Origin of the sequence: uncultured Abyssibacter sp. (assembly GCF_964000955.1) — a bacterium.
GTDB lineage: Bacteria > Pseudomonadota > Gammaproteobacteria > Nevskiales > OUC007 > Abyssibacter.
In genome coordinates this window covers 1-11,054 of sequence record NZ_CAXFCL010000273.1, presented here as the reverse complement: position 1 = coordinate 11,054, position 11,054 = coordinate 1, and the positions used below count along the sequence as shown (strand labels likewise).

Sequence of the window (11,054 nt, the reverse complement as noted above, 5' to 3'; positions counted from 1 at the left end):
CTTTGTGGAGGAGGACGGCTTCGTCAAACCCTTCGACACCCAGACTCGCCCCACCTGGGGACTGGATCGGATCGACCAGCCGACCCTGCCACCGGACGGCGAATACCGCTACACACAGACCGGAGCCGGCGTCCACGCTTATGTCATCGACACCGGCATCCTCTCCACGCACCGGGAATTCGAAGGCCGCATGGGCGACGGGTTCTCGGTGATCACGGGCGGCGGCGATTCAGGTGGCGGCCTGCCACTGATCAACGAGCTGGCCGGCGCACTCGGCGGCCTGCTCGGTGGTGGCGGCGGTGATGACGGGGGCGACGATGCGAGCACTGAAGATTGCAACGGCCACGGCACGCATGTCGCCGGAACGATTGGCGGGACGACTTACGGCGTGGCAAAAGCGGTAACGCTGCATCCCGTCCGCGTGCTGGACTGCAACGGCAGCGGCTCAACCTCGGGCGTGATCAAGGGCGTGGATTGGGTCATCGAACATCACCAGCAGCCCGCGGTCGCGAATATGAGTCTTGGCGGCGGCAGCAGCCAGGCGCTGGACGAGGCCGTCGAGGAAGCCTCGGCGCTGGGCGTGACCATGGTGCTGGCGGCCGGCAACGAAGATTCCGATGCCTGCCAGACCTCACCGGCCCGAGTCACCGACGCGCTGACCGTCGGCGCCAGTGACAAGGGCGACCAGCGCGCAAGCTTCTCGAACTGGGGCGATTGCGTCGACCTGTTCGCGCCGGGCAAGGACATCACCAGCGCCTGGCATACCAGCGCCGGCGCCACGCAGACCATCGACGGCACCTCCATGGCGGCGCCGCATGTCGCCGGCGTGGCCGCGCTGGTGCTGGAGGCGCATCCGGACGCCCAGCCCACCGAGGTGATGCGCCGCGTGATGGACGCCGCCGAGCCGGGACGGATTGCCGATACCAAGGGCAGCCCGAACGAGCTGCTGCAAAGCGATGTCGACTAGCGGCGGTATTTCCTAGGAACGTAGCCCGGCCAGAAACCGGTCCAGGTGGCCGGCGAAGGCCTGCCGGTCCGCCTGGCTGAGCTTGGGCGGCCCGCCGCCGACCTCGACACCGCTGGAGCGCATGGTCTCCAGAAAGTCGCGCATGTTCAGGCGCTGGCGAATGGTGTCCGGCGAGTGATGCTCGCCGCGCGGGCTGATCGCCTTGACGCCCTTCTCGACCACTTCGGCCGCCAGCGGAATGTCGCTGGTGATGACCAGATCACCGGGTTCGGCGTGCTGCGCGATCAGGTTGTCGGCAACATCGAAACCGGAGGCGACCTGCATCAGCTTGACGGTCGGGATGTTCGGGACATTCATGAAGTGGTTCGCCACCAGCCGAACCGGCACTCCGGTGCGACGCGAGGCGCGAAACAGGATGTCCTTGATGACCACCGGACAGGCGTCGGCGTCGACCCAGATCGTAGGCATCAGGCCAGCATTCAGCGCGAGCGGATGAGCGTGCCGACGCCTTCGTCGGTCAGCAGCTCCAGCATGACGGCATGCTCGACGCGGCCGTCGATGATGTGCGCGGCGTCCACGCCGCTCGCCACCGCATCCAGCGCGCAGCGCACCTTGGGCAGCATGCCGCCGGAGATGGTGCCGTCGGCGATCAGCTCGCCCACGCGGGTCGGCGTCAACCCCGTCAGCGTCTTCTGCTCGGCATCAAGAATGCCGCGGGTGTTTGTCAGCAGGATCAGCTTTTCCGCCTTGAGCACGGTGGCCAGCTTGCCGGCCACCAGATCGGCGTTGATGTTCAGCGACTCGCCGTTGGGCGCCACGCCCAGCGGCGCGATGACCGGGATGAAGTCACCTGATTCCAGCAATTCGACCACGGCCGGATCGATGCTGGACACCTCGCCCACCTGACCCAGGTCCGTTTGCCCGTCATCCGCCTTGATGCGGCGTGCACGAATCAACTGCCCGTCCTTGCCGGACAGGCCGATCGCGCGGCCACCCGCCTGGTTGATCAGGTTGACGATGTCCTTGTTGACCAGACCGCCGAGCACCATCTGCACGACGTCCATGGTCTCGTTGTCGGTCACGCGCATGCCGTCGATGAACTGGCTTTGCTTGCCCAGACGTTCCAGCAGGCTGCCGATCTGCGGCCCGCCGCCATGGACGACGACCGGGTTCAAACCCACCGCCTTCATCAGCGTCACGTCACGGGCGAAACCACGCTTGAGCGCCTCGTCGACCATGGCGTTGCCGCCGTACTTGATCACGACGGTCTTGCCGGCAAAGCGCTGGATGTACGGCAGCGCGGTGGTCAGAACCCGCGCGACCTCCATCGCCGCGGTTTCGCTCAGCGAGTCCATCAGTTTCTGCCGGAGGAGCCGAAACCGCCCTCGCCCCGATCCGTCGCGTCGAAGCTCTCCACCCGGTTCAGCGCCGCCTGGACCACCGGCACGATCACGAGCTGGGCGATGCGCTCGCCCGGCTCCACCGTGTAGGCGTTCTGCCCGCGGTTCCAGCACGAGACCATCAACGGTCCCTGATAGTCGGAGTCGATCAGGCCAACGAGATTGCCCAGCACCAGCCCGTGCTTATGCCCCAGGCCCGAGCGCGGCAGGATCATCGCCGCCAGCCCCGGATCGGCCAGGTAGATCGACAGGCCAGTGGGAATCAGTTCGGCCTGGCCCGGCTCGATGGTCAGCGGGGTGTCCACGCAGGCGCGCAGGTCCATGCCGGCCGAGCCCTCGGTGGCGTATTCGGGCAGCGGGAATTCGTTGCCGATGCGGGCGTCCAGAATGCGGTAATCGATAGTGGTCATGCGTCCTTGCTCAGGCTTGCTGTCGTGTCTGGTCGTGGGGAGGAATCTTGCTGTCGAGGCGGGTGGCGATCAGCTCCACCAGCGACCGCGCCAGCTGCGTCTTCGGCGCCGGCCCCAGCGACTGCTCGCCATCGGACCAGGCCACCCACAGGGCGTTGTCATCGGTGTCGAACCCGCGGCCTTCACCGACCCAGTTGGCGGCGATCATGTCCAGCCGCTTGGATTCCAGCTTGCCACGGGCATAACCCTTGAGATCATCGGTTTCAGCCGCGAAGCCAACCGTGAACACCTCGGGATAGCGCCGCGCCACGTCGGCGAGAATGTCGGTATTGCGCACCAGTTCAATCTGCTGACGCTCCGCCGATTTCTTGATCTTGGACTCGGCCACGTCCGCCGTCCGGTAGTCGGCGACGGCCGCGGTGGCGATGAACACCTCGGCCTCCGGCAGCTGATCGAGCACGGCCTCGTGCATCTGCTCGGCGGTCTCGACATCGATACGCGTCACGCCCCGGGGTGTGGGCAGATTGACCGGCCCGGCTACCAACGTGACTTCCGCGCCCAGCGCCGCGCAAGCGGCGGCGACCGCGAATCCCATCTTTCCGGAGGAACGATTGGTCAGGAACCGGACCGGGTCCAGCGGCTCGCGCGTGGGGCCGGCGGTGATCAGCACGCCGCGATGATTCAGCGGCCCTTCGCCAGCCTCCGCGCCCAGCAGTTGATTGATCGCCTCGACGATCTCCTCCGGCTCGCTCATCCGGCCGGGGCCGGATTCGCGCTCGGCCAGTTCGCCGACGCCGGGGCCCACCACGCTGACATCACGACGGGTCAGCGTCTCCATGTTCGACTGCGTCGCCGGGTGCTCCCACATCACGTGGTTCATCGCCGGTGCGACCAGAATCGGTGACGTCGTGGCCAGACAAAGCGTGGTCAGCAAATCGTCGCATTGCCCGGTCGCCAGCCGCGCCAGACAGTCCGCGGTGGCCGGCGCGATCACGATCAGATCGGCCCAGCGCGCCAGTTCGATGTGCCCCATGCCGAGCTCGGCGGCCTCGTCCCACAGACTGGTCCGCACCGCATTGCCCGACAGCGCCTGCAAGGTCAGCGGCGTGATGAAACGCTCCGCGTTCGCGGTCATCACCACCTGCACATTCGCACCCTGCTTCACCAGCCGCCGCGTCAGCTCGGCCGTCTTGTAGGCCGCGATGCCACCGCAGATGCCCAGCAGGATGTTGGGTTGTGCGGACATTCCCGTTCCCGAAATCGTTGACAGGGCGCGATTGTAGCGTGGACTGGCCCGGGTCCACCGCCCGTCGCAACGCGCAATAAGCACACCAGCGTTGGACTGGCCCGCTGCCCGGCGCGCCGGCTGCTACGAGCGAACCATCAAAGATGTCCGAGACAGGCTGATGCCGTCGCACCATCTTGCAGGAACGCATCGGCCCGGGTCGCGGTCTCCTGTGGGTCACAGCATCCCATCGTGATATTCGAACTTCATGTGGATATTCGATCATCACCGGGTGTTTTCAGGCTGTTTTCTGGCATTCTGAGAAATGCCCTCAAACCATCGACGAGGCATTCGAAATGCAAAAACTAGTGATTCTTCTGGCCATGATCGCTGGAGCCGGAGTCTCATCCGGATGTGCCACGGTCAGGACCAGCGACAACGCTCACGTCGGCAGTCCGAAGATCTACGGTGGCACGCGCCTGAACGTCGCCGCGCTGTCATCGGATGACGCAGCCTTGGCCCGATTCGAGCACTACGGCATCGAGCCGCCCAGTCATCCCGCTCTTGATCTACCGCTCAGCTTCGTGGGAGATACGCTGATGCTGCCGTTCTCGGCCTGGTACACGCTCACCGAACCCGTGGTCGGTCGGGAATAATCCGTCTGCACAACACCTTCGATCACACCCGGGACCGACTCACCGTCTGATCTCGGCGTAGCTCGCCCCGCCACGCGCCAGAGTTGAGCTCCCGTGTCAGCAAACCGCATGCAACCGAATCTCCAACCGATGCTTCGTGGCGCCGGCGTGTTCCTGCGCCCGCTGACCGAGCAGGATTTCGACGCCTGCCATGCCGCGGCCTGCGATCCGGAGATCTGGGCCCAGCACCCTGACCGCGAGCGGCATCGCGCCGACGTGTTCAGACAGCATTTCTTCAGTTCGGCCGTTACCAGCCAGAGCGCTTTTGTCATCGTCGAGTCTTCCAGCGGGCGCATCATTGGCTCCACACGCTTTTATGACTGGGATCCGGCCGGCCGCAGCATCGCGATCGGCTACACTTTCTTCGAACGCGCCCACTGGGGCCTCAGGACCAACGGCGAGGTCAAGCGTCTGATGCTGGAACATGCGTTCAGCTTTTCGGATGCCGTCTGGTTCCATGTGGCGGAGAAGAACCTGCGGTCTCGCCGAGCGGTGGAAAAGCTGGGTGCCCGACTGGTGGGTCGCGAGCCGCGCGTGCTGGGCCAGACCGAGTACCTGGTGCTGTTCTATCAGTTGACGACACGCGATTGGCAAACACGATGAACACGACCGATCAGCCTCCTGCTTCCGGTTCAGCCCGGGAAGTCTTTCTCGCTTTCCTCAAACTCGGGCTGACGTCTTTCGGCGGTCCGATTGCCCATCTCGGTTATTTTCGCGCCGAGTTGGTCGAGAGACGCCGCTGGATCAGCGAAAGCCAGTTCTCGCAGCTGCTGGCGGTCTGCCAGTTCCTGCCCGGACCGGCGAGCAGCCAGCTCGGATTCACGCTGGGCCTGCTGCGCGGCGGCTGGCTCGGCGGACTGGCCGCGTTCCTGGCATTCACGCTGCCGTCGGCCCTGCTGCTGTTCGGATTCGCGCTGATCGCCCCCCTGCTGCGGGGTGGAATCGGGGAAGCGGTCGTGCACGGCCTCAAGCTGGTCGCCCTGGCGGTCGTCGCCAGCGCGGTGCTGAGCATGTCGAAGAAACTTTGTCCCGACCGGCCCAGACAGCTGATTGCCATTGTTGCCGCGGCGGTCGTGCTCAGCGCTGGGACCGCCTGGATCCAGTTGCTGGTGGTCGCCGGGGGCGGCCTCATCGGGCTGCGCGCCTGCCGCTCACTACAGCCCGATCCGGGCGCGTCGTTCACGACCGGCTACGGCATGCGAACCAGCGGCGTCTTGCTGGGCATCTTCGGATTGCTGCTCGTCGGGTTGCCGCTGTTCGCGACCGCGGCCCCCACGCTGACAGCCGTGGCCGAAGCATTCTACCGCGCGGGTGCGCTGGTCTTCGGCGGCGGTCACGTGGTGCTGCCCTTGCTGGAAGACACGGTGGTCGGGCCCGGCTGGGTCTCGCAGGAGCAGTTTCTGGCCGGTTACGGCGCCGCCCAGGCGATTCCCGGCCCCATGTTCGCGTTTTCGGCGTTTCTGGGCGCCGAAATCCCCACCGGCATGCCGGCAATCGTCCCCGCGCTGACCGCGCTGGCGTTCATGTTCCTGCCGGGTTTCCTGCTGGTCGCGGCAGTGCTGCCGGCCTGGTCCACCATCGCGCGCAATGCCTCGATGGCACGAGCTATCGCCGGCATCAACGCGGCGGTGGTCGGTCTGCTGGGCGCGGCGCTCTACGACCCGATCCTGACCTCCTCGGTCGGCAACGGCATCGATCTGGCGATCGGGCTGACCGGCTTCGCGCTGCTCGCTTTGCTTGGCCGCTCACCGCTGCTGGTCGTGCTCTGGTGTGTCGGCGCCAGTATCGCGGCCCGACTGGTCTGAGGAAACCGCCAAGCTTCTCAGGCACTGTCGCAGGGATAGACGCGGTACGGGACTGAGTCAATCACCGGCGGCCAGGTCATCCAGCAGTTTCGATGATCGCCCATCGGCGCGGGCACCGATGCGGCGCGTGCCGTGATCACCACCCTCGGACCGAAACGGTGCTCACGCACCAGCCGCTGGTAAACCTCGCGCGATAACGCGTCCCAGAATTTTCGGCAAAGCGTGGAACGTTCGAATCGGGCCAATGACCGGACATGGCATACCATGGTCACAACGGAGGGTCGGCATCATGGCGTTTTCAGCATTCATCGTTCGTCTCACCGCCGCGGTGTTCGCCGCGTACGGCGTCGGATTCATCCTGGCTCCCGCGTGGATGGCCGATCTTTCCACCGGCGCCGTACCCGCGACGGCCTCCGGCCTGATCGACATGCGCGCGACTTATGGCGGCCTGTCACTGGCCGTTGGCGTACTGCTGTGGAGACTCGCCGCCTCGCCGGAAACGCTGCGCGCCGGCCTCCGGAGCGTGATCGTCCTGATGGTCGGCATGGCGGGCGGACGCCTGGTCGGCATGGCCCTGGACGGACCGGCGAATGCGTTGATGTGGACGTATCTCGCCGCGGAATGCGTGCTGACCGTCATCGCGGCCTGGCTGCTGGCCAGGGCCGACACCACCACACGCCACAAGGAAACCACCCGTGGACGTTGAAATCGTCAGAACCGGATATGTCGTCGGCTGGGGCACGCTGTCACTGATCAATGCCGGACTCGCGCAAAGCAAGCGCCGCAGCGGCCTGATCTGGTGGCTGCTCTCGCTGTTGCTTGGCCCCATCGCAACGCTGCTGATCGTCGTGCTTCCGCCGGCCTCGTCAGGCGACTTCCGCTAGTCGCTGCCGCGGTATCGGAGGCCCATCACCCGCACTCCGCGCAGACAGCTGATCCTCGACAATGGCCCCGCGCGATGGTCAGCATGTGCTCCGACATTCCCCTTAAGGATCGGACAGTGAAACAATGGATCACCACGGTGGCGATCTCGCTGATCGTCACCACCAGTGCGCACGCAAACGATGGCCCCAGCCGCGAGAGCATCGACAGGCTCCTCGAGCTGATGGACAGCCGGGCGCTGATCGAGAACAGCATGCAGCAGGTCGAATCACAGCTGCGCAAGGCCATGCGGCAGGTCATGGGCAACGAGATTCCCTCACCCGAGGCGCAGGTCGTGATCGACGACATGCAAAGCAAGCTGATGAACTTGCTCGGCGAGACGCTCGCCTGGGAGCGCATGGAACCGGAGATGATCGCCATATATCGGGACTCGTTCACCGAACAGGAGATCAACGGAATGATCGCGTTCTACAGCAGCCCCGCCGGACAGGCCGTGGTGAAGAAGATGCCGGTGGTGATGGAACACACGATGAACCTGGTCTATCGACAAACCCAGTTGATGACGCCCAAGCTCGAAAGGATTCAGGTGGAAACCGTCCAGGCGCTTCAGGCCTGCTGCAGCGAGGAATTCGGCGACATGGCGAACTCCAGGAACTGAGTCCGATCGTGAAGCGCAGACACAGGCAATGGTTACGCTCCGATCGGTCTCCGCCGCTCATCGCAACAGACCCCGGGCCGTGACCTGACGGATGAATCTCCCCGTGACCATCGTCATGCTTACCGTGATCGCGTTGCTCGCCGGCTGCGCGCAACAGGCTCGTGTGGTCGAGCCGCAACCGGAAGTGGTGACGTCACCACTGAACGTGCGCGCGACCGCCTGGGATGAACGACGGCTGGATCGTCTCAACGCGGCCATGCCCGAACTGCTGCGGGTCCACCACGTGGCCGGCGCCACGATCGCACTGACCGGCGACGGCAAGGCGCAATGGACCGGCCGATTCGGCACATTGGAGCACACGGAAGTCCCGCTGCGGCTCACCGGCCTGCGCGAGCCGGTACTCGCGATGCTGACGCTGACGCTGTCACGCGAGTACGGCTGGTCGCTGCGCGCGCCACTGGCTGACATCGCCCCCAGCGCCGCGCTAACCGAACACCAGGCGACCCTGACACCGCGGGAGCTGTTGTCGCACACAGCCGGCCTTGGAGCCGCCGAGACGGCACGGCGCGGCGTCTGGCAGGAGTCCGATGACGGCATTGCGCTGCTCGCCCGAGCCCTGGAAGCGGCGACGGGACAGCCGCTGTCCACGCTGGCGACGCAGCGAATCCTCGCGCCTGCTGGCATGACGGCCTCGCGCTTCGACGGCACGGGCACGCTGATCACAACCACCGCTGACTACGCCCGGTTCTTGCAATGGCTGCTCTCGCCGGCGCGGGGCGACGTCACCCTGGCCACGCTGCTCGGCGTTCAGACCACCGTCTCCCAGTCGCTCGGCCTCTACTGGGGGCTGGGCTGGGGTCTGGAACGCCGCGGCGAGGGCGGGCTGGCGGCCTTCCACTGGGGCGGCGATCCGCGATTCTCCCGGTTCATGCTGCTCGACCCGGTGCGCGGGCGGGCGCTGGTGATCGTGACCGACTCCGACAAGGGACTCGGACTTATCACCGATGTGGTCGCGATTCTGGACGAGGAACCGCATACGGCGTTCGACTTCGAACGGAATCCGCCCACGCGCTGATTCGATCGCGACACGCGACACCCCGCAGAACCCCGCCTCCCGTTGATGCAGGTCAACATGCGAGGCCGCGCCCCCACCTACGCTGTCCGTGCATCGTGACTCCGACAGTGTGCGCCCATGTCCAAGACCCTATTTCTGCCCAGCACGCCGCTTGATCTGCAAGCAATGCGCGCCCCGCGTTACACGTCCTACCCGACGGCGCTGCAATTCTGCGAGGAGGTCGGTCCGACCGACGCCATCGAAGCGCTGCGCGCCTCCAACGACGATCTGGTCCCGGCGCCGCTCTCGCTCTACCTGCACGTTCCGTTCTGCCGCTCGAATTGCTTCTACTGCGGTTGCACGCGCACGGTCACGCGCAACCAGACGATCATGTCGACCTACGCCGCACGGCTCTGCGACGAACTGGTGCAACGCGCCGAGAACCTGGACCGCGATCGCCGCACCGTGCAGGTTCATTTCGGCGGCGGAACACCCAACCACCTTCCGGACGCCGATCTGGAGCGCATCGTCGGCACGATCCGCCAACACTACCGCGTTGTCAGTGCCGTCGATGCCAGCCTCGAAGTCGACCCCCGCCTGGTCCAGGCGAACCAGCCCGCCTTCTGGCGTCGGCTCGGGTTCAATCGCATCAGTATCGGCGTGCAGGATGTCGACCCACGCGTTCAACGACTGATCAACCGTATCCAGCCTTCCGAGATGGTCGCGGCCACGGTAGATGCCTGCCGGGATGCCGGTTTCGCGAGCATCAATTTCGACCTTGTCTACGGCCTGCCCGGACAGACCCTGGATTCCATCAACGCGACGATGGACTTCGTCGAGCAGCAGCGCCCCGACCGCGTGGCCGCGTTCGGGTACGCGCACCTGCCGGAGCGACTGCCGGCACAGCGCGCGATCAACCGGGCATGGCTGCCCGACCCGCAGGCGCGCTTCCGGATGCGCAACTACATCGAGTCGCGGCTGATCGCCGCCGGCTATGTCGCCATCGGCCTGGACCATTTCGCGCTGCCGACCGACACGCTCGCGCAGGCGTTCGCCGAAGGCACGCTGCATCGCAACTTCCAGGGCTACACGACCCACGCCGGGTGCGACATCATCGGCTTCGGCGTCAGTTCGATCAGCCGCGTCGGCCGCGTGTTTGCGCAGAACACCAAGGCACTGGACGACTACGCAAGCGCGCTGGAGCGACACGAGTGGCCGATCGAGCGCGGGTATCGGCAGTCGGACGAAGACCGGTTGCGTGAACGCGTGATCATGGGGCTGATGTGTCATCGGCCTGTCGATCTGGTAAACCTCAGCCGGCACTATCAGCTCGACGCCGAGGAACTGTTCGCCGACGCGCTGGACAATCTCCACGCGATCGCTCCCCGCACACGACCGCTGACCTCGTGCCACGACGGCGTGCTGGAAGTCACCGAAGCGGGTCGACCCTATCTGCGCCTGATCGCCGCACAGTTCGACGCCTACCTGAACACCACGCCCAGCAAATCCAGTCTTGCGGTTTGAGCGAACGCGCGGTTGAATGACGCATCTTCACCGGATGAACACGGGCTAAGGGCATGGCCGCACAGTTGAAACCCACGTTCCGGCAGACCGCGCATGCATGCAGCCGGTGCGTGATGATCGGTCAATGCCTGCCCGCCGGGCTGACCGCCGACGAACTCCAGCGCGTGGACGAGATCGTCGGTGTCAACGGCCGCTGTTCCAAGGGTCAGACGCTCTACGAGGCCGGAGACAAGATCACCGCGCTTTATGCCGTGCGCAACGGCTCATTCAAGAGCTACCGCATCTCGGAATCCGGCGAGGAGCAGGTCACCGGCTTCTTCCTTCCCGGTGATCTGCTGGGTATGGACGGATTGCACAAGGGTGAACATTCAAGCTTCGCCATGCCGCTGGAGGACAGCGTCGTTTGCCGGTTTCCGCTCGACCAGCTCGACGAG

The 11,054-nt window shown here is 65.5% G+C and carries 14 protein-coding genes; 10 read left to right on the top strand and 4 right to left on the bottom strand.

The window, feature by feature from the left end; all coding sequences use genetic code 11:
* A partial coding sequence (locus tag ABNS06_RS13240) for a S8 family peptidase (RefSeq protein WP_348675068.1) occupies window positions 1–967 on the top strand: 967 nt, incomplete at its 5' end.
* Window positions 968–979: 12 nt separating this feature from the next.
* Here ABNS06_RS13240 and ABNS06_RS13235 read toward each other — a convergent pair.
* Genes ABNS06_RS13235 through coaBC form a run of 4 tightly spaced genes read right to left on the bottom strand, consistent with a single transcriptional unit; the run spans window position 980 to window position 4,023 of the window.
* Window positions 980–1,435 (bottom strand): YaiI/YqxD family protein, encoded by a 456-nt coding sequence (locus tag ABNS06_RS13235; RefSeq protein WP_348675067.1) that lies wholly within the window; start codon window positions 1,433–1,435, stop codon window positions 980–982.
* 11 nt (window positions 1,436–1,446) lie between these two features.
* Window positions 1,447–2,322, bottom strand: a complete 876-nt coding sequence (argB, locus tag ABNS06_RS13230; RefSeq protein ID WP_348675066.1) for an acetylglutamate kinase — start codon at window positions 2,320–2,322, stop codon at window positions 1,447–1,449.
* Window positions 2,322–2,777, bottom strand: a complete 456-nt coding sequence (dut, locus tag ABNS06_RS13225; protein ID WP_348675065.1) for a dUTP diphosphatase — start codon at window positions 2,775–2,777, stop codon at window positions 2,322–2,324. Before dut ends, argB begins: the two co-directional genes overlap by 1 nt.
* 10 nt (window positions 2,778–2,787) lie before the next feature.
* Complete coding sequence (gene coaBC, locus ABNS06_RS13220; protein ID WP_348675064.1) at window positions 2,788–4,023, bottom strand: bifunctional phosphopantothenoylcysteine decarboxylase/phosphopantothenate--cysteine ligase CoaBC; 1,236 nt, start codon at window positions 4,021–4,023, stop codon at window positions 2,788–2,790.
* A gap of 335 nt (window positions 4,024–4,358) precedes the next feature.
* On the opposite strand from coaBC, the gene ABNS06_RS13215 reads away from it, so the two are divergent.
* From ABNS06_RS13215 to ABNS06_RS13175, 9 genes are all read left to right on the top strand, one after another.
* The gene (locus ABNS06_RS13215; RefSeq protein ID WP_348675063.1) at window positions 4,359–4,658 is read left to right on the top strand and encodes a YceK/YidQ family lipoprotein; all 300 of its coding nucleotides are present in this window, start codon (window positions 4,359–4,361) and stop codon (window positions 4,656–4,658) included.
* Between the two features lie 108 nt (window positions 4,659–4,766).
* Window positions 4,767–5,300, top strand: a complete 534-nt coding sequence (locus tag ABNS06_RS13210; protein ID WP_348675062.1) for a GNAT family N-acetyltransferase — start codon at window positions 4,767–4,769, stop codon at window positions 5,298–5,300.
* Complete coding sequence (gene chrA, locus ABNS06_RS13205) at window positions 5,297–6,502, top strand: chromate efflux transporter (RefSeq protein ID WP_348675061.1); 1,206 nt, start codon at window positions 5,297–5,299, stop codon at window positions 6,500–6,502. The genes ABNS06_RS13210 and chrA overlap by 4 nt, the downstream gene beginning before the upstream one ends.
* A 289-nt stretch (window positions 6,503–6,791) precedes the next feature.
* Entirely contained in the window at window positions 6,792–7,208 is a 417-nt protein-coding gene (locus ABNS06_RS13200; RefSeq protein WP_348675060.1) for a DUF4345 domain-containing protein, read from the top strand.
* Window positions 7,198–7,386: a hypothetical protein gene (locus ABNS06_RS13195; RefSeq protein ID WP_348675059.1), complete on the top strand. Its 189-nt coding sequence runs from the start codon at window positions 7,198–7,200 to the stop codon at window positions 7,384–7,386. Before ABNS06_RS13200 ends, ABNS06_RS13195 begins: the two co-directional genes overlap by 11 nt.
* A 116-nt stretch (window positions 7,387–7,502) precedes the next feature.
* A complete protein-coding gene (locus tag ABNS06_RS13190) occupies window positions 7,503–8,042 on the top strand; it encodes a DUF2059 domain-containing protein (protein ID WP_348675058.1) in 540 nt (179 codons plus the stop codon).
* A 91-nt stretch (window positions 8,043–8,133) separates the two neighbouring features.
* On the top strand, window positions 8,134–9,117 hold the full coding sequence (locus tag ABNS06_RS13185) for a serine hydrolase domain-containing protein (protein ID WP_348675057.1): 984 nt from the start codon (window positions 8,134–8,136) through the stop codon (window positions 9,115–9,117).
* 117 nt (window positions 9,118–9,234) lie between these two features.
* Window positions 9,235–10,620: an oxygen-independent coproporphyrinogen III oxidase gene (gene hemN, locus ABNS06_RS13180; protein WP_348675056.1), complete on the top strand. Its 1,386-nt coding sequence runs from the start codon at window positions 9,235–9,237 to the stop codon at window positions 10,618–10,620.
* Between the two features lie 53 nt (window positions 10,621–10,673).
* Window positions 10,674–11,054: cyclic nucleotide-binding domain-containing protein (locus tag ABNS06_RS13175; RefSeq protein ID WP_348675055.1), on the top strand; the 381-nt coding region annotated here is incomplete at its 3' end.

Coding starts and splice junctions, on each gene's coding strand:
- argB (WP_348675066.1), bottom strand. CDS start 2,322: ATGGACTCGCTGAGCGAAACCGCGGCGATGGAGGTCGCGCGGGTTCTG.
- ABNS06_RS13200 (WP_348675060.1), top strand. CDS start 6,792: ATGGCGTTTTCAGCATTCATCGTTCGTCTCACCGCCGCGGTGTTCGCC.
- ABNS06_RS13235 (WP_348675067.1), bottom strand. CDS start 1,435: ATGCCTACGATCTGGGTCGACGCCGACGCCTGTCCGGTGGTCATCAAG.
- chrA (WP_348675061.1), top strand. CDS start 5,297: ATGAACACGACCGATCAGCCTCCTGCTTCCGGTTCAGCCCGGGAAGTC.
- hemN (WP_348675056.1), top strand. CDS start 9,235: ATGTCCAAGACCCTATTTCTGCCCAGCACGCCGCTTGATCTGCAAGCA.
- ABNS06_RS13210 (WP_348675062.1), top strand. CDS start 4,767: ATGCAACCGAATCTCCAACCGATGCTTCGTGGCGCCGGCGTGTTCCTG.
- ABNS06_RS13215 (WP_348675063.1), top strand. CDS start 4,359: ATGCAAAAACTAGTGATTCTTCTGGCCATGATCGCTGGAGCCGGAGTC.
- coaBC (WP_348675064.1), bottom strand. CDS start 4,023: ATGTCCGCACAACCCAACATCCTGCTGGGCATCTGCGGTGGCATCGCG.
- ABNS06_RS13185 (WP_348675057.1), top strand. CDS start 8,134: ATGAATCTCCCCGTGACCATCGTCATGCTTACCGTGATCGCGTTGCTC.
- dut (WP_348675065.1), bottom strand. CDS start 2,777: ATGACCACTATCGATTACCGCATTCTGGACGCCCGCATCGGCAACGAA.